At 54.3% G+C, this 26,896-nt stretch carries 22 protein-coding genes and 1 pseudogene; 16 read left to right on the top strand and 7 right to left on the bottom strand.

Annotated features, from left to right (window positions below):
* Positions 1–49: 49 nt before the first annotated feature.
* Both mog and AC0LWE_RS17545 read left to right on the top strand, forming a co-directional pair.
* Positions 50–637: a molybdopterin adenylyltransferase gene (gene mog / locus AC0LWE_RS17540; RefSeq protein WP_059180174.1), complete on the top strand. Its 588-nt coding sequence runs from the start codon at positions 50–52 to the stop codon at positions 635–637.
* Between the two features lie 119 nt (positions 638–756).
* The gene (locus tag AC0LWE_RS17545; RefSeq protein WP_202668155.1) at positions 757–2,058 is read left to right on the top strand and encodes an MFS transporter; all 1,302 of its coding nucleotides are present in this window, start codon (positions 757–759) and stop codon (positions 2,056–2,058) included.
* Here AC0LWE_RS17545 and AC0LWE_RS17550 read toward each other — a convergent pair.
* From AC0LWE_RS17550 to satP, 5 genes are all read right to left on the bottom strand, one after another.
* The gene (locus AC0LWE_RS17550) at positions 2,045–3,169 is read right to left on the bottom strand and encodes an ABC transporter substrate-binding protein (protein WP_202694417.1); all 1,125 of its coding nucleotides are present in this window, start codon (positions 3,167–3,169) and stop codon (positions 2,045–2,047) included. The genes AC0LWE_RS17545 and AC0LWE_RS17550 overlap by 14 nt on opposite strands.
* A 24-nt stretch (positions 3,170–3,193) precedes the next feature.
* Entirely contained in the window at positions 3,194–3,970 is a 777-nt protein-coding gene (locus AC0LWE_RS17555; protein WP_394373371.1) for an ABC transporter ATP-binding protein, read from the bottom strand.
* Positions 3,967–5,040 (bottom strand): FecCD family ABC transporter permease, encoded by a 1,074-nt coding sequence (locus AC0LWE_RS17560; protein WP_131487368.1) that lies wholly within the window; start codon positions 5,038–5,040, stop codon positions 3,967–3,969. Before AC0LWE_RS17560 ends, AC0LWE_RS17555 begins: the two co-directional genes overlap by 4 nt.
* A gap of 183 nt (positions 5,041–5,223) precedes the next feature.
* Complete coding sequence (locus tag AC0LWE_RS17565; protein ID WP_202668159.1) at positions 5,224–6,474, bottom strand: chloride channel protein; 1,251 nt, start codon at positions 6,472–6,474, stop codon at positions 5,224–5,226.
* A 116-nt stretch (positions 6,475–6,590) separates the two neighbouring features.
* Positions 6,591–7,157 (bottom strand): acetate uptake transporter, encoded by a 567-nt coding sequence (gene satP / locus AC0LWE_RS17570; RefSeq protein ID WP_202668160.1) that lies wholly within the window; start codon positions 7,155–7,157, stop codon positions 6,591–6,593.
* Positions 7,158–7,453: 296 nt separating this feature from the next.
* Between satP and dnaK the strand changes: the two genes are divergently transcribed.
* The 4 genes from dnaK to nhaR all read left to right on the top strand — a co-directional run bounded on the left by dnaK (position 7,454) and on the right by nhaR (position 12,919).
* Positions 7,454–9,376, top strand: a complete 1,923-nt coding sequence (gene dnaK, locus AC0LWE_RS17575) for a molecular chaperone DnaK (RefSeq protein WP_059180168.1) — start codon at positions 7,454–7,456, stop codon at positions 9,374–9,376.
* A gap of 86 nt (positions 9,377–9,462) precedes the next feature.
* Complete coding sequence (gene dnaJ, locus AC0LWE_RS17580) at positions 9,463–10,611, top strand: molecular chaperone DnaJ (RefSeq protein ID WP_202668161.1); 1,149 nt, start codon at positions 9,463–9,465, stop codon at positions 10,609–10,611.
* 171 nt (positions 10,612–10,782) lie between these two features.
* Positions 10,783–11,958, top strand: a complete 1,176-nt coding sequence (nhaA, locus tag AC0LWE_RS17585; protein ID WP_202668162.1) for a Na+/H+ antiporter NhaA — start codon at positions 10,783–10,785, stop codon at positions 11,956–11,958.
* A gap of 58 nt (positions 11,959–12,016) precedes the next feature.
* The gene (nhaR, locus tag AC0LWE_RS17590) at positions 12,017–12,919 is read left to right on the top strand and encodes a transcriptional activator NhaR (RefSeq protein WP_059180165.1); all 903 of its coding nucleotides are present in this window, start codon (positions 12,017–12,019) and stop codon (positions 12,917–12,919) included.
* Between the two features lie 57 nt (positions 12,920–12,976).
* On the opposite strand, the gene rpsT is transcribed toward nhaR, so the two are convergent.
* Positions 12,977–13,240 carry a 30S ribosomal protein S20 gene (gene rpsT, locus AC0LWE_RS17595; protein WP_012015991.1) on the bottom strand — a complete coding sequence of 88 codons (264 nt, stop codon included), beginning with the start codon at positions 13,238–13,240 and terminating at the stop codon, positions 12,977–12,979.
* Positions 13,241–13,318: 78 nt separating this feature from the next.
* Between rpsT and AC0LWE_RS17600 the strand changes: the two are divergent.
* From AC0LWE_RS17600 to ispH, 6 genes and pseudogenes are all read left to right on the top strand, one after another.
* Positions 13,319–13,561, top strand: a pseudogene (locus tag AC0LWE_RS17600) (DUF2575 domain-containing protein).
* 7 nt (positions 13,562–13,568) lie between these two features.
* Positions 13,569–14,507 carry a bifunctional riboflavin kinase/FAD synthetase gene (gene ribF, locus AC0LWE_RS17605; RefSeq protein ID WP_059180164.1) on the top strand — a complete coding sequence of 313 codons (939 nt, stop codon included), beginning with the start codon at positions 13,569–13,571 and terminating at the stop codon, positions 14,505–14,507.
* Positions 14,508–14,544: 37 nt separating this feature from the next.
* Entirely contained in the window at positions 14,545–17,361 is a 2,817-nt protein-coding gene (gene ileS, locus AC0LWE_RS17610) for an isoleucine--tRNA ligase (RefSeq protein WP_202694413.1), read from the top strand.
* On the top strand, positions 17,361–17,861 hold the full coding sequence (gene lspA, locus AC0LWE_RS17615) for a signal peptidase II (RefSeq protein ID WP_202694412.1): 501 nt from the start codon (positions 17,361–17,363) through the stop codon (positions 17,859–17,861). Before ileS ends, lspA begins: the two co-directional genes overlap by 1 nt.
* 55 nt (positions 17,862–17,916) lie before the next feature.
* Positions 17,917–18,387: an FKBP-type peptidyl-prolyl cis-trans isomerase gene (fkpB, locus tag AC0LWE_RS17620; RefSeq protein WP_059180161.1), complete on the top strand. Its 471-nt coding sequence runs from the start codon at positions 17,917–17,919 to the stop codon at positions 18,385–18,387.
* Entirely contained in the window at positions 18,368–19,318 is a 951-nt protein-coding gene (gene ispH / locus AC0LWE_RS17625; protein WP_012015996.1) for a 4-hydroxy-3-methylbut-2-enyl diphosphate reductase, read from the top strand. The genes fkpB and ispH overlap by 20 nt, the downstream gene beginning before the upstream one ends.
* A 17-nt stretch (positions 19,319–19,335) precedes the next feature.
* Here the strand turns inward: ispH and AC0LWE_RS17630 are convergent, their stop codons facing one another.
* Positions 19,336–20,241 (bottom strand): LysR family transcriptional regulator, encoded by a 906-nt coding sequence (locus tag AC0LWE_RS17630; protein WP_219347071.1) that lies wholly within the window; start codon positions 20,239–20,241, stop codon positions 19,336–19,338.
* Positions 20,242–20,333: 92 nt separating this feature from the next.
* Between AC0LWE_RS17630 and AC0LWE_RS17635 the strand changes: the two genes are divergently transcribed.
* The 4 genes from AC0LWE_RS17635 to carB all read left to right on the top strand — a co-directional run bounded on the left by AC0LWE_RS17635 (position 20,334) and on the right by carB (position 26,783).
* A complete protein-coding gene (locus AC0LWE_RS17635) occupies positions 20,334–20,963 on the top strand; it encodes an alanyl-tRNA editing protein (RefSeq protein ID WP_202668167.1) in 630 nt (209 codons plus the stop codon).
* Positions 20,964–21,115: 152 nt separating this feature from the next.
* On the top strand, positions 21,116–21,937 hold the full coding sequence (dapB, locus tag AC0LWE_RS17640; RefSeq protein ID WP_219347070.1) for a 4-hydroxy-tetrahydrodipicolinate reductase: 822 nt from the start codon (positions 21,116–21,118) through the stop codon (positions 21,935–21,937).
* A gap of 454 nt (positions 21,938–22,391) precedes the next feature.
* On the top strand, positions 22,392–23,540 hold the full coding sequence (carA, locus tag AC0LWE_RS17645; protein ID WP_059180241.1) for a glutamine-hydrolyzing carbamoyl-phosphate synthase small subunit: 1,149 nt from the start codon (positions 22,392–22,394) through the stop codon (positions 23,538–23,540).
* An 18-nt stretch (positions 23,541–23,558) separates the two neighbouring features.
* Positions 23,559–26,783, top strand: a complete 3,225-nt coding sequence (gene carB, locus AC0LWE_RS17650) for a carbamoyl-phosphate synthase large subunit (protein ID WP_059180156.1) — start codon at positions 23,559–23,561, stop codon at positions 26,781–26,783.
* The last annotated feature ends 113 nt before the right edge of the window (positions 26,784–26,896 follow it).

Here is a 26,896-nt window from a genome sequence, read left to right on the forward strand (position 1 = left end):
TCTGCGTGTATCATTCCCGTTAATCAGTATTGTTTGAATGGAAATGGATATGAATACATTACGCATCGGCTTAGTGTCGATTTCTGACCGCGCTTCCAGCGGTATTTACGAAGATAAAGGCATTCCGGCTCTGGAAGCCTGGCTGGCGACAGCGCTCACGACGCCTTTTGAAATCCAGACGCGTTTAATCCCGGATGAGCAGGCGATCATTGAGCAGACGCTTTGCGAGCTGGTGGATGAGATGAGCTGCCACCTGGTGCTGACCACGGGCGGAACGGGCCCGGCGCGCCGGGATGTCACCCCAGATGCAACGCTGGCGATTGCCGATCGCGAGATGCCAGGGTTTGGCGAACAGATGCGCCAGATCAGCCTGCACTTTGTCCCGACGGCGATCCTGTCCCGTCAGGTTGGCGTGATTCGTAAACAGGCGTTGATTCTGAATCTGCCTGGCCAGCCGAAGTCGATCAAAGAGACGCTGGAAGGCGTGAAAGCGGAAGATGGCAAAGTGGTCGTCGCGGGGATATTCGCCAGTGTACCGTATTGTATACAGCTGCTTGATGGACCCTACGTCGAAACCGATCCGCAAGTGGTAGCAGCATTTCGGCCTAAAAGCGCAAGGCGCGAAACAATCTCCTGAAATTAGCCCATCTGTGACATAAGCTACAGCTGGAATAGCGTGTTGATAGATTTACGGTATAGTAATTTTTTCTTTACGATCACTGTAAAATTAAATCAACAACGCTGGAAAGGTTTGCTATGTCACATTACACCCGGCCTCTGAATCGTCAGGACTACAAAACGCTTACGCTGGCTGCCCTTGGCGGCGCGCTGGAGTTCTACGATTTCATCATTTTTGTCTTTTTTGCTGCCGTTGTGGGGGAACTGTTCTTCCCGGCGGATATCCCGGAATGGCTGCGCCAGGTTCAGACCTTCGGCATTTTTGCGGCAGGTTATCTGGCGCGTCCGCTCGGCGGCATCATCATGGCCCACTTTGGCGATCTGGTCGGGCGTAAAAAAATGTTTACTCTCAGCATCCTGCTGATGGCCGTGCCAACGCTGGCCATTGGTCTGCTGCCGCCGTACGCCACGATGGGGATTCTTGCCCCTGTTTTGCTGCTGCTGATGCGTATTTTGCAGGGCGCGGCGATCGGCGGAGAAGTCCCAGGCGCATGGGTTTTCGTGGCTGAACATGTGCCTGCGCGTCGCATCGGGATCGCGTGCGGAACATTAACCGCGGGTCTGACCGTCGGGATTTTGCTCGGCTCCGTCGTCGCGACGCTCATTAACACCAGTATGACGACGCAAGCGGTGCATGAGTGGGGCTGGCGTATCCCGTTCCTGCTCGGTGGTGCGTTTGGTCTGGTGGCGATGTATCTCCGCCGCTGGTTGCAGGAAACCCCTATCTTCCTTGAAATGCAGCAGCGTAAAGCCCTGGCGCAAGAACTGCCGGTGAAATCTGTTGTGGCGCATCACAAGAAAGCCGTGGTGATTTCCATGCTGCTGACCTGGCTGCTGTCCGCCGGGATTGTGGTGGTGATTCTTATGTCGCCCGTCTGGCTGCAAAAACAGTACGGCTTTGCCCCCGCAGTCACGCTGCAGGCGAACAGTATCGCGACCATCATGCTGTGCTTTGGCTGTTTGATTGCCGGTGTGGCGGCGGATCGCTTTGGCGCGAGCCTGACGTTTATCGTCGGCAGCCTGTTACTGGCGGGATCTAGCTGGGCGTTCTATCACCTTGCTGGGAGCCATCCGGAACAGCTTTTCCTGCTCTATGGCGTGGTGGGGCTTTGCGTGGGCGTCGTGGGCGCTGTGCCGTACGTGATGGTACGCGCGTTCCCGGCAGAAGTGCGATTCACCGGCATTTCGTTTTCGTACAACGTCTCCTACGCCATCTTTGGCGGTCTGACGCCGATTGCCGTCACGCTGCTGATGGGCGTGTCGCCGATGGCTCCGGCCTGGTATGTGCTGGCACTGTCACTGATGGGGCTGGCGTTAGGGATTTGGTTGCGCGGTGAGCGCCATCAGCTGATGGCGCATACGCCAGTTAGTGAGGGGTAAAACTCAGGATGATGTTGTCATCCGGGATTTGCGTGAAGTTTTTAATCAGTTCGTGATAATCCGCCAGCGGATCGACGTCATTGAAGCGCGTTGGGTAGAAAATTTTGCTCAACGCTTCAATGGCAATAATGTTGTACGGATTGTTATAGAAGTGATGATACAGCGCGCCGGTATGCCCTTGCGCCACGGCCGGAATGCTGCTCACTCCCTGGCGTGACACTAGCGCGTTAAAGGCCGCAGCAACATCGCTTTCCGCCACGTTGTAGCCAAACGGAATAATCGCCGTGCCTTTGGCCGGGCGTTTTGAGCCGGTCATCAGGTAATAATCGGGGTTCAGAGAGATAATCTTTTCAACCGAGACATTTCCGCTCGCGCCCGGCAGCAGCTGTGAACCGATATTCACACCGCCAGCCGCTTCAACCAAACCGCCCCAGCCGTTGCGCGCATGGGTAAAGCAGCAGCCGTTATCCAGCCCGGCAACGCCTGCGATCGGCTCGATGAACACCAGCGGTTTTTTCGCAACTTTAGCCAGGCGCTGGTGAATCTTGTCGAGACGCTGCTGATAGAAATCAATATACGCCTGCGCACGCTCGCGTTGCCCCAACACTTTACCCAGCAGGGCAATGCTCGGAACGGTGTTTTCAACCGGGTGCAATTCGTAATCCACAAAGACCACGGGGACGTGTAGCGCCTCAAGCTTCGCTAATACGCCGCTCTGCACCAGCGACGGTTTGGCGCGGAGCTGGGCAATCATCAGGTCCGGCTGGCGAGAGATCACCGTTTCAAGATCCACATTCCCCTGATCGGAGAATTTCATATCGAGGATTTTTTCTGCTTCCGGCCATTTGCGCTTCAGCACGTTCCAGGTTTCAGTGTCCTGTTTTTTCGGCAGATTATTCCACGCCACGACGTTGGCAAACGGATTGTCGCGCTCAAGCATCGCCAGCGTCAGGATATCGCGGCCATCCTGCAAAATGATGCGCTGCGGCGCCTGCGGGATCGTCACCGTGCGGTTATCAATATCGTTCACCGTCACCGGCCAGTCTTGCGCCATCGCCAGCAGCGGCGAGAGCAGCAGCGCTGCGCCGAGTAATGCCTTCTTGATTGTCATTATTGCCCCGTCATTCCTTTATTTTTATGTTGTTAACCCATCGACCACCACATGCGGTAGCCCTTGCGAACACGTTTCCACGCGCCCCTGCACGCCGTAAACCGTCGCCAGATTCGCGGGGGTGACGACCTCTCCCGGAATACCGCTGGCAATCAGCGCGCCGTTTTTTAACATCACCGCATATTGCGCGTGGCGCAGCGCAATGTTGATGTCGTGAATCACCACGACGGTGACGATATTGCGCTGTCGTGTTTCACGGGCAACGATATCCATAACGTGAAACTGATAGTTGAGGTCGAGCGCGCTAAGAGGTTCATCCAGCAGGAGTAAATCAGGCTGGCGGATCAGCGATTGTGCCAAACCGATCAGCTGTTTTTGGCCGCCGGAGAGCTGGTCGAGATAGCTCATCGCCAGATGCGAGACGCCGAGTTTATGCAAAATGTCATAAGCTTCTTGTTCGGCATTGCCGTGGGTGTCGCCGCCGCTGGCGCGACGCGCAACGATCACCGATTCCAGGGCGTGCAAATGCACTCCTGCCGGAAGCGACTGCGGCAAATACACCACTTTTTGCGCACGCTTTGCGGGTGGCAGGGTCATCAGATCCTCACCGTTGAGGGCGATTTTGCCTTGTGCCGGATTGAGATCAGCCAGCGCGCGCAGCAGGGTTGATTTCCCCGAACCGTTGGGCCCTAGCAGGGCGGTGATTTTGCCGCGCGGCAGCAGCGGGGTGGTAAGCCCGTCGATGATTTTCTTTTTGCGATAACCGGTGTGCAGATCGGTAACGAGTAAACCGTCCATCAGAGCGTTCCCCGGTGGCGAATAATAATGCTCAGGAAGAAAGGCACGCCGACCAGTGACGTGACAATCCCGACGGGAATGATGACGCCAGGCACGATATTTTTAGACAGCACGGAGGCCAGGGAAAGCACCAGCGCGCCGATCAGCATACTGCCCGGCAGGTAAAAGCGGTGATCTTCACCAAACATCATGCGGGAAATATGCGGGGCGACAAGACCGATAAAGCCGACCGGGCCGACAAATGCCACCGTCAGAGCCGAAATGATGCTGATGCGCAGCAGGGTGGTGAGCCGTAGTTTGCGCACGTTGATGCCAAAGCTGACGGCGCGATCTTCACCCAGACGCAGGGCGGTGAGCTTCCACGCGTTTTTGAGCGAGAGCGGGACGACAATCAGCAGCACCACGACCAGAATCGCCAGTTTGTCCCACGATGCGCGTGCCAGGCTGCCCATCGTCCAGAACACTAGCCCCTGTAAGGTATCTTCGCTGGCGACAAACTGCAGAATCGAAATCAGTGCATTGAACGTGAACACCAGCGCAATCCCAAACAGCACCACGCCGGACGTGGCAACGCGCGTCCAGCGGCTGATACCGTCGAGAATAAAGCAGGCCATCAGTGCAAAAACAAAAGCGTTAACGGAGATAAACCACTGATCGGGAATGCCAGGAATCCCTACGCCAAGGATGATCGCCAGTGCGGCACCAAACGAGGCGGCAGACGAAACGCCCAGCGTAAATGGGCTGGCGAGGGGGTTATTCAGGATGGTTTGCATCTCGGCACCGGCTAAACCCAACGCCAGACCGACGACCACCGCCATGAGCGCGAAAGGCAGCCGTAAATCCCAGACGATCACGCGGGTGCCCGCGTCAGCGGAGGCGGCATCAAACAGCGTGTGCCAAAGCGTGGCGACGGAAATTCCGGACGGGCCGAGGGTAAAATCAAGCAGCAGCGAGAGCAGGATCAGCAGCAGGAGAACACCGCCGAGGATAAAGCGCCGCAAGATGATCTTCTTGTAATGCGACGCGACAGCGGCCCCGTCAGGATTAGCCCGGGTGGCTAAAATGGAACTCATTGGCTTACCTTATGCAACACATCAGAACCGTATTTTATCCCAAAACGTTCCTGTACAAAGGCTGCCTGATATCCAATATCCGGGGATGCTGCCGGTGACAATATTCCGGATGATAATGCTTATCAATTGAAAATACAGGAATCACAGATGCCGTTTAGCTACGGTTGCAGTTTCGCACAAAAATTAACCTTCGAGTTTTCGAAACGTCATGTACGCACCGGCTGCACTCAGGGTCACAGGGACCAGAAAGCTATGGTCCATTCGGGTGAATTCCATCATGAGTGCGATAGCGGTAACGGGCATTTGCATGGATGCCGATAAAAAACCTGCCGCGCCCGTCAGCGCAAAACTGGCCATATCGCTCCCAGGAAAGAAGCGGCCAAGCAGGATAAAGAGCAGCGAACCCAGCAGTGCGCCAACGGCGAGGCCGGGCGTCAATAATCCCCCTTCCGCACCGCCGCGTAAAACGGCCCAGATCACGAAGATTTTGAGACACAGAATCGCGGCCGCAAGTTTCAGCGTGACGTCGCCTGCAAGCGTGAGCTGAATCGGGCCTTTGCCGTTGCCGGGCAACTGGGGAAACCACATGGATAACGCGCCGAGTGCCGCGAATGCCACCAGGCTGAACACCGGCATTTGCCAGTTACTGCGCACTTTGCTGCGCGCGCGCTGGGTGATGCGGCGAAACCAAAAGGCGGCAACCCCAAACAGTGGACCGGAAAGTGCGGCCCAGAAGACCAGCGAGCTGGCAGCCATTTCGGTCGTAAAGCGATATTGGTGTTCATCGCCCAGCCCCAGCGTGGCGACCCACGCCGCAAGGGCTGACGTCACCAGAGCGGCAATAGCCGCTTCCCAGCTAAAGCTGATTAAAAGCACTTCGAGGGTGAAAATCGCGCCAGCCAGCGGAACGTTGTACACCGCCGCCAGCCCCGCGCCTGCACCGCAGGCAATCATCAGTTGGATATCTGCTGGCGTCAGGTGCAAACGCCGGGCAACTCCTCCGGCAAATAACGCGCCCACTTCACGCGGTGCAACTTCGCGGCCCAGCGGTGAGCCCATCGCAACGGTGATAATTTGCAGCAGAGCGTGAATAAGCGTGGTGATGCCAGGCATCGGTTTATCGGGCTGGTTGACGGCGGCGCTAATACTGACGCGTTTTTTACCGTAGCGCGCAAGGAGCCACCAGCCGCAGCCCGCAATGAGGCCCGCAGCCAGCAGGGCGAGAAATCTCCGCTGCGCGCTGGCATCCGTCACGCCTTCTAAAAAAGATTGCGGGCTGATGAGCGCTTTCTGGCTGTAGCCGTAAACGAGATGCTGGATCTCGTGCAGAAGCAGGGCGAGCAGCATGCCACCCAGCCCGGCTAAAATGCCGGTGAGCAATAAGGCGATCCAGCGTTGCAGCCAGTAAGAACGAGAGGGGACATTCGCCGTCATATGAGCATCTTTAAGAAAAGAGTGAGAACCAGTGTTCCACAAAGCGCATTAACAGGATATCAATCAGAAGTATAAAGCGGGGGATTTCGTGCCCGCGAGGCGGGCACGAAGGGGGATCAGTGTTTTTCACCAATCGGCAGTACGGCACGGCCAAACTGTTCGTTCAGCACTTCACCCATTGCCAGGTAGATAGCGCTTGCGCCACACACCAGACCAATCCAGCCTGCAATGTGAACGATACCTTCGTTATCCGCCAGATGACCAATCGCCAGCAGGGCGAACAGAACGGTCAGGCTCAGGAACACGAACTGCAGCGCGCGGTTGCCCGCCAGAGTGCCGAAGAACATGAACAGCGTGAAGACGCCCCACAGACCCAGGTAAACACCCAGGAAGTGCGCGTTGGCCGCGTCAGCCAGACCCATTTTCGGCATGATCAGAATAGCGACCAGAGTCAGCCAGAATGAACCGTAAGAGGTGAATGCCGTTAAACCGAAGGTATTGCCTTTTTTATATTCCAGCAGGCCCGCGAAGATTTGCGCGATACCGCCGTAAAAAATGCCCATCGCCAGGATAATGCTATCCATCGGGAAGAAACCGATGTTATGCAGGTTCAGCAGAATTGTGGTCATGCCAAAACCCATCAGGCCCAGCGGAGCCGGATTAGCCAACTTAGTGTTGCCCATAAGTCCTCAAAAGAAATCATCATTAAATGGTGAAGTGGTTAAACCCGCGCCAACTCTCCCTGGCGGGGCGCGGCATCATAAAGGGCGCAACACTCGGCGTCTATGATCTGAACAGGGGGAATTTAAAATATTTTTTATGCTTCCCCCTTGATGGATGCGGTTACGACCCCATCTTGTAGTCAACCGCAGTGAGTGAAGCTGAAAAAAATCAAATCAGGGCAGTTGAAACCGCACGTTTCGCCCTTATTACAGATTCACAACCACATGATGAACAAATTTTTAGTGGAGACGTTTAGATGGGTAAAATTATTGGTATCGACTTGGGTACTACCAACTCTTGTGTAGCGATTATGGATGGTACTACTGCTCGTGTGCTGGAGAACGCCGAAGGCGATCGCACCACGCCTTCTATTATTGCGTATACCCAGGACGGTGAAACTCTGGTTGGCCAGCCGGCTAAACGTCAGGCCGTGACAAACCCGCAAAACACGCTTTTTGCGATTAAACGCCTGATTGGTCGCCGCTTCCAGGACGAAGAAGTGCAGCGTGATGAAGCCATCATGCCGTACAAAATCATCGGTGCAGACAACGGTGATGCATGGATCGACGTGAAGGGCCAGAAAATGGCACCACCGCAGATCTCTGCTGAAGTGCTGAAGAAAATGAAGAAAACGGCTGAAGATTACCTGGGCGAACCGGTAACTGAAGCGGTTATCACCGTACCTGCGTACTTCAACGATGCACAGCGTCAGGCAACGAAAGATGCCGGTCGTATCGCGGGTCTGGAAGTAAAACGTATTATCAACGAACCAACTGCTGCTGCTCTGGCTTACGGCCTGGACAAAGAAGTTGGCAACCGTACTATCGCTGTTTATGACCTCGGTGGCGGTACTTTCGATATCTCTATTATCGAAATCGACGAAGTTGACGGCGAAAAAACCTTCGAAGTTCTGGCAACCAACGGTGATACCCACCTGGGTGGTGAAGACTTCGACAGCCGTATGATCAACTACCTCGTTGACGAATTTAAGAAAGATCAGGGCATTGACCTGCGTAACGATCCGCTGGCCATGCAGCGCCTGAAAGAAGCCGCAGAAAAAGCGAAAATTGAGCTCTCTTCTGCGCAGCAGACCGACGTTAACCTGCCGTACATCACTGCAGACGCGAGCGGTCCAAAACACATGAACATCAAAGTGACCCGTGCGAAACTGGAAAGCCTGGTCGAAGACCTGGTAAACCGTTCTATCGAGCCACTGAAAGTTGCTCTGCAGGATGCGGGTCTGTCTGTCTCTGATATCCAGGACGTTATCCTGGTCGGTGGTCAGACACGTATGCCAATGGTTCAGAAGAAAGTGGCTGAATTCTTTGGTAAAGAGCCGCGTAAAGACGTTAACCCGGACGAAGCCGTTGCAATCGGTGCTGCTGTTCAGGGTGGTGTATTGACCGGTGAAGTGAAAGACGTACTGCTGCTGGACGTTACCCCGCTGTCTCTGGGTATCGAAACCATGGGCGGCGTGATGACAGCGCTGATCAGCAAAAACACCACCATCCCGACCAAGCACAGCCAGGTGTTCTCTACCGCTGAAGACAACCAGTCTGCGGTAACCATCCATGTGCTGCAGGGTGAGCGTAAACGTGCTGCGGATAACAAAGATCTGGGCCAGTTTAACCTCGATGGTATCAGCCCGGCACCGCGCGGTATGCCTCAGATCGAAGTGACTTTTGACATCGATGCTGATGGTATCCTGCACGTTTCCGCGAAAGACAAAAACAGCGGTAAAGAGCAGAAGATCACCATCAAGGCGTCTTCTGGTCTGAACGAAGAAGAGATCCAGAAAATGGTGCGTGAAGCGGAAGCTAACGCCGAGTCTGACCGTAAGTTCGAAGAACTGGTTCAGACCCGTAACCAGGGTGACCACTTGCTGCACAGCACGCGTAAGCAGGTTGAAGAAGCAGGCGATCAACTGCCAGCTGACGATAAAACCGCTATCGAGACTGCATTGAGCGCGCTGGAAACTTCCCTGAAAGGCGAAGACAAAGCGGATATCGAAGCGAAAATGCAGGAACTGGCGCAAGCGTCCCAGAAGCTGATGGAAATTGCTCAGCAACAGCACGCACAGCAGCAAGCGGGTGCAGCAGGCGCTGATGCTTCTCAGAACAATGCGAAAGACGACGACGTTGTTGACGCTGAGTTCGAAGAAGTTAAAGACAAAAAGTAATCGCCCTGATGCAGGGTAATTAATCGGCACGGGCGTAGAGGTTTCCTCTCCGCCCGTGCTCGCATGTTAAGGGGCTGAAAAAACCAATGGCAAAGCAAGATTTTTACGAGATTTTAGGCGTTCCGAAAACCGCGGAAGAGCGTGAAATCAAGAAGGCGTACAAGCGCCTGGCCATGAAGTTTCACCCGGATCGTAATCAGGGTGATAAAGAGGCCGAAGCCAAATTTAAAGAGATCAAAGAAGCCTACGAGATCCTGACCGATGCGCAGAAGCGTGCGGCATACGATCAGTACGGTCATGCCGCGTTTGAACAAGGCGGCATGGGCGGTGGTGGTTACGGTGGCGGCGGCTTTGGTGGCGGCGGTGCTGATTTTGGCGATATCTTTGGCGATGTTTTCGGTGATATCTTCGGCGGTGGCCGTGGACGCCAGCGCGCGTCCCGTGGTGCAGATCTGCGCTACAACATGGAATTGACGCTGGAAGAAGCAGTACGTGGTGTGACCAAAGAGATCCGCATTCCTACGCTGGAAGAGTGTGATATCTGCCACGGCAGCGGCGCGAAAGTCGGCACTAAACCACAGACGTGTCCTACCTGTCATGGTTCCGGTCAGGTCCAGATTCGTCAGGGCTTCTTCGCGGTGCAGCAAGCGTGTCCGCACTGTCATGGTCGCGGTACGCTGATTAAAGATCCGTGCAACAAGTGTCACGGTCATGGCCGCATCGAGAAAACCAAAACCCTGTCCGTGAAAATCCCGGCAGGCGTTGACACCGGTGACCGTATTCGTCTGGCAGGTGAAGGTGAAGCGGGTGAACACGGCGCGCAGGCAGGCGATCTGTACGTTCAGGTTCAGGTAAAACAGCACGCGATTTTCGAGCGTGAAGGGAATAACCTGTACTGCGAAGTACCTATTAACTTTGCGATGGCTGCACTGGGTGGCGAAATTGAAGTCCCGACTTTAGACGGTCGTGTGAATCTGAAAGTCCCTGGTGAGACACAAACCGGCAAGCTGTTCCGCATGCGTGGAAGAGGCGTTAAATCGGTTCGCGGCGGTGCGCAGGGTGACCTGCTGTGTCGTGTGGTCGTTGAAACGCCAGTCGGTCTGAACGACAAACAGAAACAGCTGTTAAAAGAGTTGCAGGAAAGCTTCGGCGGCCCAACGGGTGAAAATAACAGTCCGCGTTCCAAAAGCTTCTTCGACGGCGTGAAAAAGTTCTTCGATGATTTGACCCGCTAAATCGTTAGCTGGTGTGTAAATCACAAAGCCCGGAAGCGATTCCGGGCTTTTTGTTTTTGTGCATATTGCTCGGTAAAACTGAGTTTATACTCAATATTAATCTGTTTTTCCCGAGCTGTTGGCCTTGGTATGATGGTTTTAACGAAGTATCGTCTTTAAGAGAGAACCAAAGTGAAATTACTACACCGTTTCTTCAGTAATGAAGCGTCCGGCGGCATTATTTTGATTATCGCCGCTGCGGCCGCGATGTTATTCGCTAACCTGGATGCGACTCAGGATCTGTATCACGCTTTTCTGGAAACGCCCGTTGAACTCCGCGTGGGTGTTCTAGAAATCAACAAGAACATGCTGCTGTGGATTAACGACGCGCTGATGGCGGTCTTTTTCCTGCTTGTGGGTCTGGAAGTAAAGCGCGAGCTGGTTCAGGGATCGCTCGCTAGCCGCCAACGTGCGGCGTTTCCAGTTATTGCCGCGATTGGCGGTATGGTCGTGCCTGCGTTGCTCTATCTGGCATTTAACTATCAGGATCCTATCGCGCGCCAGGGATGGGCTATTCCCGCAGCAACGGATATTGCGTTTGCGCTTGGCGTACTGGCGCTATTGGGCAGCCGCGTTCCGGTGGCGTTGAAGATCTTCCTGATGGCCCTGGCGATTATCGATGACCTAGGCGCTATCGTGATCATTGCGCTGTTCTACACCAGCGATCTGTCGATTCTGTCGCTGAGCGTTGCCGCAGGGGCTATCGCTGCGCTGGCGCTGCTGAACATCTTTAACGTGCGCAGAACGGGGATCTACATTTTGGTTGGCGTGGTGCTGTGGACCGCGGTATTGAAATCGGGTGTCCATGCCACGCTGGCTGGCGTGATTATCGGCTTCTTTATACCGCTCAAGGAACAGAACGGTCAATCACCGGCCAGTCAGCTGGAACATGTCCTGCATCCATGGGTGGCGTTTATGATTCTGCCGCTTTTCGCCTTTGCTAATGCGGGCGTGTCCTTGCAGGGCGTGACGCTTTCAGGGCTGACCTCCATGCTGCCGATGGGCATTATTGCCGGTCTGTTTATTGGTAAGCCGCTGGGCATAAGCCTGTTCTGCTGGCTGGCACTGAAGCTGAAACTCGCGTCATTACCGGAGGGGACGACTTTCCGACAGATTATGGCGGTGGGCGTGCTGTGCGGAATTGGCTTCACGATGTCCATTTTCATCTCGACGCTGGCGTTTGCATCAATGGATCCGCAGCTGATCGTGTGGGCTAAGCTCGGTATTCTGACCGGATCGTTGCTGGCGGCGTTTGTCGGCTACGCATTATTGAAAGTGAAATTGTCGGGGCAGGTCCAGCCGGTATAACAGGCAGGGGGAGGGCACGGGTCCCTTCCCTAAGACACTATCAGGGAGCGAAGATACGATGTCTCATATCAATTACAACCATCTTTACTACTTCTGGAATGTCTACAAAGAGGGTTCCGTTGTGGGGGCGGCAGAGGCGTTATATCTGACGCCGCAGACCATTACCGGTCAGATAAAGGCACTCGAAGAACGTCTGCAAGGGAAGCTGTTTAAACGTAAAGGGCGCGGAATTGAGCCAACCGAGCTTGGCGAACTGGTGTTTCGCTATGCCGATAAGATGTTCACGCTGAGCCAGGAAATGCTCGATATCGTCAACTATCGCAAAGAGTCGAATTTGCTCTTTGATGTCGGCGTCGCGGATGCGCTCTCAAAACGCCTGGTAAGCGGTGTGCTGGACGCGGCGGTGGTAGAAGATGAACAGATCCATCTGCGCTGCTTTGAATCCACACACGAGATGCTGCTGGAGCAGTTGAGCCAGCATAAGCTGGATATCATCATTTCCGATTGTCCGATTGATTCTACGCAGCAGGAGGGGTTGTTCTCGGTGAAGATAGGTGAATGCGGGGTGAGCTTCTGGTGCATTAACCCGCCGCCGGAAAAACCGTTTCCAGCCTGTCTTGAAGAGCGACGGCTGTTAGTGCCGGGACGGCGATCGATGCTGGGCCGGAAGCTGCTCAACTGGTTTAACTCGCAGGGGCTGAAAGTGGAGATCCTTGGGGAGTTTGATGATGCCGCGCTGATGAAAGCCTTTGGCGAAGCGCATAACGCTATTTTTGTCGCGCCGACGCTGTACGCGCACGATCTTTATATCGATGAGAAGGTAACGGAGATTGGACGAGTGGATAACGTGATGGAAGAGTACCACGCGATATTCGCTGAGCGAATGATTCAACATCCGGCGGTGCAGCGCATCTGTAACCGCGACTACTCGGCGTTGTTTACTCCGCCAGCATCACGTTAAGCCAATAAAAAAACCCGCGTTAAGCGGGTTCTTTAAACAAGCAACAACAAGTGGCGATTAAGCCAGTTTGCTGATCTGCGCGGTCAAGTTTGCTTTATGACGCGCTGCTTTGTTTTTGTGGATCAGACCTTTAGCAGCCTGACGGTCCACGATTGGTTGCATTTCGTTAAATGCGTTCTGCGCTGCAGCTTTGTCGCCAGCTTCGATTGCTGCGTATACTTTCTTGATGAAAGTACGCATCATAGAGCGACGGCTTGCGTTGTGCTTACGAGCCTTTTCAGACTGAACGGCACGTTTCTTAGCTGATTTGATATTAGCCAAGTCCAACTCCCAAATATGATCTATGTGGACAATTCAAAGGCCGAGGAATATGCCCTCTATACCTTCTTTTGTCAATGGATTTGTGCAAATAAGCGCCGTTTAAATGGCGACGCTACGTTACGTAGTGATGGCGCAGGATTCTACCAGCTTGTCTCTCTTGAATACAGTCTTTCGGCACAAAAAACGCAGTTGGCGGGCAGATTTTTTTGCTTCTTAAGATAAGGTCCATGAAATCATGGCCGCTTTCTGAAGTGAGGGAACAATCGCCAGTTAACGTTAACCGCTGTACAAGGTATACTTTGGCGATTTTCACTGTCTTGAGCCTGTCATGAAGCTGATACGCGGCATACATAATCTTAGCCAGGCCCCTCATGGGTGCGTGCTGACAATTGGTAATTTCGACGGCGTACATCGTGGTCATCAGGCGCTGTTGCAGGGATTGCGTAAAGAGGGCCAGGCCCGTGGTCTGCCTGTTGTGGTGATGATTTTTGAGCCGCAACCGCTGGAGCTGTTTGCGGGTGATAAAGCCCCCGCTCGCTTAACGCGACTTCGCGACAAGTTGCGCTATCTGGCAGAGTGTGGCGTGGATTACGTACTGTGCGTACGTTTTGACCAACGTTTTGCTGCGCTTACGGCGCAGGCTTTCGTTGGCGATCTGCTTGTCAAACGTCTGGGCGTGCAGTTTCTTGCCGTGGGCGATGATTTCCGCTTTGGCGCTGGTCGTCAGGGGGATTTCTTGTTATTACAGAAGGCGGGTCTGGAATTCGGCTTTGATGTCACCAGCACCATGACGTTCTGTGAAGGCGGCGTGCGTGTGAGCAGTACGGCGGTTCGCCTGGCACTCGCCGACGACCAGCTGGACGTGGCGGAGACCCTCTTAGGGCATCCGTTCTCGATTTCAGGCCGTGTTGTGCATGGTGACGCGCTAGGGCGCACCATAGGTTTCCCGACGGCGAACGTACCGCTGCGTCGTCAGGTATCCCCGGTGAAAGGGGTGTATGCGGTTGAAGTCAGCGGGCTTGGCGATACGCTTTTGCCCGGCGTTGCCAACATTGGTACCCGCCCAACGGTTGCCGGTGTGCGTCAGCAGCTGGAAGTACATCTGCTGGACGTTGTAATGGACCTTTATGGTCGCCATATAGATGTAATCCTGCGTAAAAAAATACGCAATGAGCAGCGATTTGCTTCGCTTGATGAGCTGAAAGCACAAATCGCGCGCGATGAGTTAACGGCCCGCGAATATTTTGGGCTATCGAACCCGGCTTAACGCCTGAATGAGTTTTAAATACGGAACCGAGAATCTAATGAGTGACTATAAATCGACCCTGAATTTGCCGGAAACAGGGTTCCCGATGCGCGGCGATCTCGCCAAGCGTGAACCGGGAATGCTGGCGCGTTGGACCGATGATGACCTGTACGGCATCATTCGTGCCGCTAAGAAAGGCAAAAAATCCTTCATTCTGCATGATGGCCCTCCTTATGCGAATGGCAGCATTCATATTGGTCACTCTGTAAACAAGATTCTGAAAGACATTATCGTGAAGTCCAAAGGGCTCACGGGTTTTGACTCGCCTTATGTGCCGGGTTGGGACTGCCACGGTCTGCCGATCGAGCTGAAAGTAGAGCAAGAATACGGCAAGCCGGGTGAGAAATTCACCGCAGCGGAGTTCCGCGCAAAATGCCGTGAATATGCGGCCGCGCAGGTTGATGGTCAGCGTAAAGACTTTATCCGTCTGGGTGTGCTGGGCGACTGGTCACGTCCATACCTGACCATGGACTTCAAAACTGAAGCCAACATTATTCGTGCGCTGGGTAAAATCATCGGTAACGGCCACCTGCACAAAGGTGCGAAGCCTGTGCACTGGTGCGTTGACTGCCGTTCTGCGCTGGCTGAAGCCGAAGTAGAGTACTACGACAAAACGTCTCCTTCTATCGACGTGGCTTTCCACGCTGTAGATCCGGACGCGGTTAAAGCCAAATTCGGTGTCTCTTCCGTAAACGGCCCTATTTCTCTGGTTATCTGGACCACCACGCCGTGGACGTTGCCTGCTAACCGCGCCATTTCCCTCTCTGCTGATTTCGATTATGCGCTGGTGCAGATTGAAGGGCAGGCGGTGATCCTGGCGAAAGATCTGGTTGAGAGCGTACTGAAGCGTACGCACATCACGGATTACACCGTGCTGGGTACGGTGAACGGTGCTGAGCTTGAACTGCTGCGCTTTAAACATCCGTTCCTCGATTTTGACGTGCCAGCCATTTTAGGCGATCACGTCACGCTGGAAGCGGGTACCGGTGCGGTTCATACTGCTGGTGGCCACGGTCCGGACGATTACAATATCAGCCTGAAATACGGTCTGGAAATCGCGAATCCGGTTGGCCCGGACGGCGCTTATCTGCCGGGCACCTACCCGGCGCTGGACGGTATCAACGTCTTCAAAGCTAACGACATCATCGTTGACATGCTGCGCACCAGCGGTGCGCTGTTGCACGTTGAGAAGATGCAGCACAGCTATCCATGCTGTTGGCGTCATAAGTCGCCGATCATCTTCCGTGCGACCCCGCAGTGGTTCATCAGCATGGATCAGAAAGGCCTGCGTGCGCAGTCTCTGAAAGAGATCAAAGGCGTGCAGTGGATCCCGGACTGGGGCCAGGCGCGTATCGAATCCATGGTCGCCAACCGTCCTGACTGGTGTATCTCCCGTCAGCGTACCTGGGGCGTGCCTATGTCTCTGTTTGTGCATAAAGAGACGCAGGAGCTGCATCCGAATACCCTGGAACTGATGGAAGAAGTGGCCAAACGCGTTGAAGCCGACGGCATCCAGGCATGGTGGGATCTGGATTCAAAAGAGATCCTGGGCGCTGACGCCGACAACTACGAGAAAGTGCCTGACACCCTCGACGTCTGGTTCGACTCTGGCTCAACCCACTCTTCCGTGGTTGACGTGCGTCCTGAGTTCTCGGGTCACGCTGCCGATATGTATCTGGAAGGTTCTGACCAACACCGCGGCTGGTTCATGTCATCTCTGATGATCTCTACCGCGATGAAAGGCAAAGCGCCTTACCGTCAGGTGCTGACTCACGGTTTCACCGTGGATGGACAGGGCCGTAAAATGTCCAAATCCATCGGTAACACCGTTTCTCCGCAGGACGTGATGAACAAACTCGGCGCGGACATTCTGCGTCTGTGGGTGGCATCAACGGACTACACCGGTGAGATGGCGGTATCGGATGAGATCCTGAAACGCGCTGCCGACAGCTATCGTCGTATCCGTAACACCGCGCGCTTCCTGCTCGCCAACCTGAACGGGTTCAACCCGGTTACCGACATGGTGAAACCGGAAGAGATGGTTGTTCTGGATCGTTGGGCAGTAGGCTGTGCGCAAGCGGCACAGGAAGATATTCTGAAGGCCTACGAGACTTACGATTTCCACGAAGTGGTGCAGCGCCTGATGCGTTTCTGCTCCATCGAGATGGGCTCGTTCTACCTCGACATCATCAAAGACCGTCAGTACACCGCGAAAGCCGACAGCGTGGCGCGTCGCAGCTGCCAGACCGCGCTGTTCCACATCGCTGAAGCGCTGGTTCGTTGGATGGCACCAATCATGTCCTTCACCGCAGATGAAATCTGGGCCTACCTGCCAGGCGATCGCGAGAAATACGTGTTTACCGGCGAATGGTACGAAGGTCTGTTTGGTCTTGCTGAAACCGAAGCGATGAACGATACCTTCTGGGACGAGCTGCTGAAAGTGCGTGGCGAAGTGAACAAGGTTATCGAACAGGCGCGCGCAGACAAGAAAGTCGGTGGCTCTCTGGAAGCGGCAGTGACGTTGTACGCAGAGCCAGAGCTCGCCGCGAAGCTGACGGCGCTGGGTGATGAATTACGATTTGTCCTGTTGACCTCGGGTGCTCAGGTTGCCGATTATGCACAAGCTACCGCTGATGCTCAGCAGAGCGAACTGCTCAAAGGGCTGAAAGTGGCATTGGCAAAAGCCGAAGGTGATAAATGTCCGCGTTGCTGGCATTACACCACCGATGTCGGCCAGGTGGCGGAACACGCAGAAATCTGTGGACGCTGTGTTACTAACATCGCCGGTGATGGCGAAAAACGTAAGTTTGCCTGATGACTAAATCTTTCTGTTCAACAGGACTGCGCTGGCTATGGCTGGTGGTCGTCGTGCTGATTATTGATTTGGGCAGCAAGTTCCTGATCCTCCAGAACTTTTCTCTGGGGGATACGGTACCGCTGTTCCCGTCACTGAATCTGCATTATGCGCGTAACTACGGCGCGGCGTTTAGCTTCCTCGCCGACAGCGGCGGCTGGCAGCGCTGGTTCTTCGCGGGTATCGCGTTGGGTATCTGCCTGGTGTTGACCGTGATGATGTATCGCTCGAAGGCTAGTCAGAAGCTGAACAACATTGCTTACGCGCTGATTATTGGTGGCGCGCTGGGCAATCTGTTCGATCGTCTGTGGCACGGCTTTGTCGTCGATATGATCGACTTCTACGTCGGCAACTGGCACTTCGCGACGTTCAACCTGGCTGATAGCGCCATTTGCATTGGCGCGGCGATGATTGTGCTGGAAGGCTTTTTGCCAAACGCTGCCGCGAAGAAACAGGCGTAATCTTTATTGCCCGGCGAGCGTTATGCCGCCGGGCTAAAACAACTGGACGATTTGCATGTCTAAATCCATACAGAGCAATAGCGCGGTCCTGGTTCACTTCACGCTGAAGATGGAAGATGGTTCCACCGCTGAATCTACCCGCAACAACGGCAAACCTGCGCTGTTTCGCCTCGGAGATACCTCACTTTCTGAAGGCCTTGAACAACAGCTTTTAGGTCTGAAAGAAGGCGAGAAAAAAGCCTTTTCGCTCGAGCCGGATGCTGCGTTTGGCGTGCCGTCGCCGGATCTTATCCAGTATTTCTCGCGTCGCGAATTTATGGACGCGGGCGAGCCGGAAATCGGCGCAATTATGCTCTTTACCGCTATGGATGGCAGTGAAATGCCTGGCGTGATCCGCGAGATCAACGGCGATTCCATTACCGTCGATTTCAACCATCCGCTTGCCGGGCGTACCGTTCATTTTGATGTTGAAGTGCTGGAGATCGATCCGGCACTGGAGGAAACAAATGCAGATCCTGTTGGCTAACCCGCGCGGTTTTTGCGCCGGCGTTGACCGCGCTATCAGCATTGTTGAAAACGCGCTGGAAATCTACGGCGCGCCTATTTATGTGCGTCACGAAGTGGTGCACAACCGCTATGTGGTTGAAAGCCTGCGTGAGCGCGGCGCGATCTTTATCGAGCAGATCAGCGAAGTGCCCGACGGCACGATCCTGATTTTCTCCGCGCACGGTGTGTCTCAGGCGGTTCGTAACGAAGCAAAAAGTCGCGATCTGACCGTGTTTGACGCGACCTGTCCGCTGGTGACCAAAGTCCATATGGAAGTCGCCCGCGCCAGCCGTCGTGGTGAAGAATCGATCCTGATTGGTCATGCGGGGCATCCGGAAGTCGAAGGCACAATGGGTCAATACAGCAACCCGGAAGGGGGCATGTATCTGGTCGAGTCGCCGGAAGACGTATTGACGCTCAACGTGAAAAACGACGCTAAGCTGTCGTTCATGACCCAAACCACGCTCTCCGTTGACGATACGTCAGACGTCATTGACGCTCTGCGTAAGCGATTCCCGAAAATCGTCGGGCCGCGCAAAGATGATATTTGCTATGCCACCACGAACCGTCAGGAAGCGGTACGCGCGTTGGCTGAACAAGCTGATGTGGTGCTGGTTGTCGGTTCTAAGAACTCGTCTAACTCTAACCGTCTGGCCGAACTGGCGCAGCGTATGGGGAAAACGGCGTTTTTGATTGACGATGCGACCGATATTCAGGAAGCGTGGGTTAAAGACGTGAACTGCGTGGGCGTCACTGCTGGCGCTTCCGCGCCGGATATTCTGGTGCAGAACGTTATCGCCCGCCTGCAAGAACTGGGCGGCGGAGATGCCATTCCACTCGAAGGCCGCGAAGAGAATATCGTTTTCGAAGTGCCGAAAGAGCTGCGCATCGATGCGCGAGAAGTCGAATAAAATACCCAAAATGCCAGTCACTGAATGACTGGCATTTTTTCGCTCAGGTAGTTAATCATCGCTCGCATTCTGGCTGGCATATGTTTGTTACGTGTCCAAAGAAGCCAGAGATCACCTGAATAGCTACTGATAAATTCCCATTCCGGCAGTATCTGCACGATCTCCCCACACGCCAGCGCTTCACGAGCGGTAAATAGCGGTAAGCTACCAATACCCAAATGACGTTTTACCGCATCCAGCCGCACGCCCGTGTGGTTGGCGGCATAGCGTCCACGCGTTTGCACAGTTTCTGTTTTCCCATGAAGTGAAAACTTCCAGCGAGAATCGGCAGGGGTTTCGCCTAACGAAATACAGCTATGCGTACGCAGATCCTGCGGATGCAGCGGTATGCCTGCCCGACGGAGATATTCTGGCGTTGCGCCAATTATATGGGTCACGGGCATCAGGGCTTTGCCATACAGACCCGGAGACGGTGTATTAGTGATTCGTAAGGCAAGATCCACACCGTCATCGATCAGATCTATATAGCGGTCTTCAAGACGCAGACACACATCAATTTGCGGATGACGATTGAGAAATTCCGGGATCAGTGGATGAATGACAAATCGCCCCACCGCCTTGGGCACACTCAGCGTCAGCCTTCCTTGCGCAACGGTTTGCAGACTGCTGCCAGAATCGAGTGCTTGTTTCGCTGCCTCAAGCATATCCAGTGCGTGTTCATATACCGATTTCCCGGTTTCGGTAAGCGCCAGCTTACGCGTGGTTCGATGCAGCAGTTTGCCGCCCATCTCCTGTTCCAGCCGCGAGACGCAGCGGCTCATTGCGGACGGCGTGGCACCGATAATTCGGGCAGCAGCAGAAAAGCTCTCGTGTTCAACAATGGCAACAAAAGTCGCAAGATCGGGAAGCAATGTCGCTTTCATTTGTGTTTCTCAGGCAAAAGTTCATTGTTTAAGAGGCTAATTATCAACGTTCACGTAATGAATATACTGTCATGATTAAGAGGAGAACAACCATGACAGAGCGTCTTTATTACATCAAAGATATGACAGCGGGCCGGGCGCAGATCGTGCGTTGCACCGAGGAGCAGGATGGTCGCTATGCCATTGAGCTGGATCGAACCCTTTTCCATCCGCAGGGCGGTGGGCAACCGGCGGACAAAGGCTGGATAGCAGGGGTCACGGTAGAAGAGGTTGTTCAGCGTGGCGAGAATATCGTGCACATTCTGGCGCGTTCGCTTGCCAGGGGCGAAGTGGATATCCAGATCGATGCCGCCGTGAGAGATCTTCATTCCCGCTGGCATACGGCTGGTCATCTGATTGGCTATGCCGGGGAGCGCTTTGGCTGGCGTCCGGTAAAAGCTCACCACTGGCCAGGCGAAGGGCGGATCACGTTCATACCGGGTGAAGACGGTGCTGCACCCAGTGCCGACATGTTCAAAGAACGTATCGATGGCTGGCGATCCGAGAAACTCATGCGAAACGTGGAAATGGACGAAGGCCGCAGGAAAGTGTGGTTTGGCGATTTACCGGCCTATTTATGTGGCGGTACCCATATTTCCGATCTCAGTAAACTGGGAGAGGTGGAGATAAGTAACGTTAAGCAGAAAAAGGGACAGCTCATCGTGAGTTATCGCGTTCTGTGATGGTGTTCCGCTCCCGGCTCGAATCATGCCTTTTACTGATATCTCTCCCTGTTTATCATAAAATTCTAATTATCGGCGTTTTAGATGGCAGCCTTCTCAAAGGCTGGTTAATCTGAAAACGATTTACATACTTTTAACGTAAGAGAATAACTATGCATGATGCACAGGTCCGTGTCGCGATTGCGGGCGCGGGTGGACGTATGGGCCGTCAGCTGATTCAGGCTGCGCTGCAGATGGAGGGCGTTGTGCTGGGTGCGGCGCTGGAACGCGAAGGCTCTACGCTTTTGGGTACGGATGCGGGTGAGCTGGCTGGCGCAGGGCATTCAGGCGTTACGGTGCAAAGCAGTCTTGAGGCGGTTAAAGCTGATTTTGATGTGTTCATCGATTTTACACGCCCGGAAGGCACGCTGGATCATCTGGCTTTTTGTCGCCAGCACGGTAAAGGGATGATCATCGGTACCACGGGTTTTGATGATGCAGGCAAGCAAGCGATTAAAGACGCCGCTCAGGATATCGCGATTGTCTTTGCTGCGAACTTCAGCGTGGGTGTCAACGTTATGCTCAAACTGCTGGAAAAAGCAGCCAAAGTGATGGGCGACTATACGGATATCGAAATTATCGAAGCGCATCACCGCCATAAAGTCGATGCGCCATCCGGAACGGCTCTGGCGATGGGCGAAGCGATTGCTTATGCACTCGATAAAGATTTAAAAGACTGTGCGGTTTATACACGTGAAGGTCACACCGGTGAACGCGTGCCGGGGACAATCGGTTTTGCAACCGTGCGTGCAGGCGATATCGTCGGCGAACATACCGCTATTTTCGCCGATATTGGTGAGAGAGTAGAGATCACTCACAAAGCCTCCAGCAGAATGACCTTCGCCAACGGCGCTGTGCGGTCTGCATTGTGGTTGAAATCGAAAGAAAACGGCCTTTTTGATATGCGAGATGTGCTTAATCTCAACGAATTATGAGTTTATTTACCCTTCGTGATGTGGTTATTGTAGTCATAATTAATTGATTACACAGGGCAATAATTTATTGCCCTTTTATTTTAACCATTTCAATTCAAATTCTATGTGTAATGTGTTTTTTAATATGATTTCTTCATTTTATGTGTTGCGTTACTGTGAATTTTGACCATTTGGTCTGGTTTTTGCCGTGGCAAGCTGTAGAAATTAATTAAACTCCGTGTACAAACGTTTTCCTCCGTGATTTGGTTGATCTTTTTATCGCTTAAGTCGCTTTGTTATCACCAGGTGGCTAAAAGAATACGTAAAATATCCGTTTTCAGTTGACATTGCCCCTACAAATCCCGAGAATGCCGCCGTTTGCCGAAAATCCACTGGCAGCAAATTTGCGTTGCTTCATGACCTTGTTGTGAATTAATATGCAGATAAAGTGAGTGAATATTCTTTGGAGGGTGTTTTGATTAAGTCAGCGCTATTGGTTCTGGAAGACGGAACCCAGTTTATCGGTCGGGCCATAGGGGCAACAGGTTCGGCGGTTGGGGAAGTCGTTTTCAATACTTCAATGACCGGTTATCAAGAAATCCTCACTGATCCTTCCTATTCCCGCCAAATCGTCACTCTTACTTATCCCCATATCGGTAATGTCGGCACCAATGAAGCCGATGCAGAATCTTCCCAGGTCCACGCACAAGGTCTGATTATTCGCGACCTGCCGCTGATTGCCAGTAACTACCGCAGTACGGAAGACCTCTCTTCTTACCTCAAGCGTCACAACATCGTGGCGATTGCCGATATCGATACCCGTAAGTTGACCCGTTTATTGCGTGAGAAAGGCGCACAGAACGGCTGCATCATTGCCGGGGACAACCTGGATGCTGCGCTCGCACAGGAAAAAGCGAAAGCCTTCCCAGGCCTGAACGGCATGGATTTGGCAAAAGAAGTCACCACCTCCGAAGCATACAGCTGGACACAAGGCAGCTGGACGCTGGCGGGCGAACTGCCAGAAGCGAAGAAAGAAGATGAGCTGCCGTTCCACGTCGTCGCGTACGATTACGGCGCTAAGCGCAACATTCTGCGCATGCTGGTGGATCGCGGCTGCCGCCTGACGGTTGTTCCGGCGCAAACGCCTGCAGACGACGTGCTGAAGATGAATCCGGACGGGATTTTCCTCTCAAACGGTCCTGGTGACCCGGCGCCGTGCGATTACGCTATCGACGCAATCAAAACCTTCCTTGAAACCGATATTCCGGTATTTGGCATCTGCCTCGGCCATCAGCTGTTGGCGCTGGCGAGCGGTGCGAAAACCATCAAGATGAAGTTCGGTCACCACGGCGGTAACCATCCGGTGAAAGATATCGATAATGATACGGTGATGATTACCGCCCAGAACCATGGTTTTGCGGTTGATGAGGCGTCAATGCCTGCCAACCTGCGCGTAACGCACAAATCGCTATTCGACCAGACTCTGCAGGGTATTCATCGCACCGATAAGCCCGCGTTCAGTTTCCAGGGACACCCGGAGGCGAGCCCAGGCCCGCACGATGCCGCGCCGCTGTTTGATCACTTTATCGACCTTATTGAGCAGTACCGTCAGACCGCTAAATAATCAGGAGCCCAGAGAATCATGCCAAAACGTACAGACATAAAAAGCATCCTGATCCTTGGCGCTGGCCCGATCGTTATCGGCCAGGCCTGCGAATTCGACTACTCCGGCGCGCAGGCGTGTAAAGCCCTGCGCGAAGAGGGTTACCGCGTCATTCTGGTGAACTCCAACCCGGCGACGATCATGACCGACCCGGAAATGGCCGATGCAACCTACATCGAGCCGATTCACTGGGAAGTGGTACGCAAAATCATTGAAAAAGAACGTCCGGATGCGGTTCTGCCAACCATGGGCGGCCAGACTGCACTGAACTGTGCGCTGGAGCTTGAGCGTCAGGGCGTACTGGCTGAATTTGGCGTCACCATGATTGGTGCGACTGCCGATGCGATTGATAAAGCTGAAGACCGCCGCCGTTTCGACGTGGCAATGAAAAAAATCGGCCTCGACACTGCACGTTCCGGCATCGCGCACAACATGGAAGAAGCGCTGGCGGTTGCCGCTGACGTGGGCTATCCGTGCATTATCCGTCCTTCCTTCACCATGGGCGGGACCGGCGGCGGGATTGCCTACAACCGCGAAGAGTTCGAAGAGATTTGCGAGCGCGGTCTGGATCTCTCCCCAACCAAAGAGCTGCTGATTGACGAGTCGCTGATTGGCTGGAAAGAGTACGAGATGGAAGTGGTGCGTGATAAAAACGACAACTGCATCATCGTCTGCTCGATTGAAAACTTCGATGCGATGGGCATCCACACCGGCGACTCCATCACCGTGGCGCCTGCGCAGACCCTGACCGACAAAGAATATCAAATCATGCGTAACGCCTCGATGGCGGTGCTGCGTGAAATCGGCGTCGAAACAGGCGGCTCTAACGTCCAGTTCTCCGTGAACCCGAAAAACGGTCGCCTGATTGTTATCGAAATGAACCCGCGCGTGTCACGCTCTTCCGCGCTGGCGTCCAAAGCAACTGGCTTCCCGATTGCGAAAGTGGCGGCGAAACTGGCGGTGGGTTACACCCTCGACGAGCTGATGAACGACATCACCGGTGGCCGTACTCCGGCATCATTCGAGCCGTCCATTGACTACGTTGTGACGAAAATTCCTCGCTTTAACTTCGAGAAATTTGCGGGCGCAAACGACCGTCTGACCACGCAGATGAAATCCGTCGGCGAAGTGATGGCGATTGGTCGTACTCAGCAGGAATCCCTGCAGAAAGCGCTGCGCGGCCTGGAAGTAGGCGCGATGGGCTTTGACCCGAAAGTGAGCCTGGATGACCCTGAAGCGCTGACCAAAATCCGCCGTGAGCTGAAAGACGCGGGTGCCGAGCGTATCTGGTACATCGCCGATGCGTTCCGCGCGGGCCTGTCCGTCGATGGCGTGTTCAACCTGACCAACATCGACCGCTGGTTCCTGGTGCAGATTGAAGAGCTGGTGCGTCTGGAAGAGCAAGTTGCGGAAATGGGTATCACCGGACTCGACGCGGACTTCCTGCGCATGCTGAAGCGTAAAGGCTTTGCCGATGCGCGTCTGGCTACGCTTGCAGGCGTGCGTGAATCAGAAATTCGTAAGCTGCGCGACCAGTACAACCTGCACCCGGTCTACAAACGTGTAGACACCTGTGCTGCGGAATTCGCGACCGACACGGCGTACATGTACTCCACGTACGAAGATGAGTGCGAAGCGAACCCGTCAGTTGACCGCGATAAAATTATGGTGCTCGGCGGCGGTCCAAACCGTATCGGCCAGGGCATTGAGTTTGACTACTGCTGCGTACACGCCTCGCTGGCGCTGCGCGAAGACGGTTACGAAACCATTATGGTCAACTGTAACCCAGAGACAGTCTCCACCGACTACGATACCTCTGACCGCCTGTACTTTGAGCCGGTCACGCTGGAAGACGTGCTGGAAATCGTGCGCATCGAGAAGCCAAAAGGTGTCATCGTGCAGTACGGCGGCCAGACGCCGCTGAAACTGGCGCGTGCACTGGAAGCCGCTGGCGTTCCGGTTATCGGTACCAGCCCGGATGCGATTGACCGTGCAGAAGACCGCGAGCGCTTCCAGAAAGCGGTTGACCGTCTGAAGCTGAAACAGCCTGCAAACGCCACGGTGACGGCGATTGAAATGGCCGTTGAAAAGGCAAAAGAGATCGGCTACCCGCTGGTGGTGCGCCCGTCTTACGTGCTGGGCGGCCGTGCGATGGAAATCGTCTACGACGAAGCTGACCTGCGCCGTTACTTCCAGACCGCTGTCAGCGTCTCGAATGATGCGCCAGTCCTGCTGGACCGTTTCCTTGACGATGCGGTGGAAGTGGATGTGGATGCTATCTGCGACGGCGAAACCGTACTGATTGGCGGCATCATGGAGCACATCGAACAGGCTGGCGTTCACTCCGGTGACTCCGCGTGTTCTCTTCCGGCTTATACCCTGAGCCAGGAGATCCAGGACGTGATGCGCCAGCAGGTGCAGAAACTGGCCTTCGAGCTGCAGGTTCGCGGTCTGATGAACGTGCAGTTTGCCGTGAAAGATAACGAAGTGTATCTGATTGAAGTCAACCCGCGCGCGGCGCGTACCGTACCGTTTGTCTCTAAGGCCACCGGCGTACCGCTGGCGAAAGTGGCGGCACGCGTGATGGCGGGTCAGACGCTGGCGCAGCAGGGCGTAACGAAAGAAATTATCCCACCGTACTACTCGGTGAAAGAAGTGGTGCTGCCGTTTAACAAATTCCCGGGCGTTGACCCGCTGTTAGGGCCAGAAATGCGCTCAACCGGTGAAGTCATGGGCGTGGGCCGCACTTTCGCAGAAGCATTTGCGAAGGCGCAGCTGGGCAGCAGCTCTACCATGAGAAAACAGGGGCGCGCGCTGCTCTCCGTTCGCGAAGGCGATAAAGAGCGCGTGGTGGACCTGGCAGCGAAGCTGTTGAAGCAGGGCTTTGAGCTGGATGCCACCCACGGCACCGCCATCGTGCTGGGCGAAGCCGGCATCAACCCGCGTCTGGTTAACAAGGTGCATGAAGGCCGTCCGCACATTCAGGACCGTATCAAGAATGGCGAGTACACCTACATTATCAACACCACCGAAGGGCGTCAGGCGATTGAAGACTCCAAGCTGATTCGCCGCAGTGCGCTGCAGTACAAAGTGCATTACGACACCACCCTGAACGGCGGTTTCGCCACGGCGATGGCGCTGAATGCGGATGCCACCGAGAAAGTGATTTCAGTGCAGGAAATGCACGCGCAAATCGCGAAGTAACACGTCTCAGAATCATCCCAAAACCCGCTTCGGCGGGTTTTTTATTGCCTTTCCAGCCATTTTTGGCGGTTGCGTAGCGCGCGCGTTAGCCGCACCTTTTATGCATTCAAAAT

The organism is Lelliottia sp. RD5 (assembly GCF_056032945.1).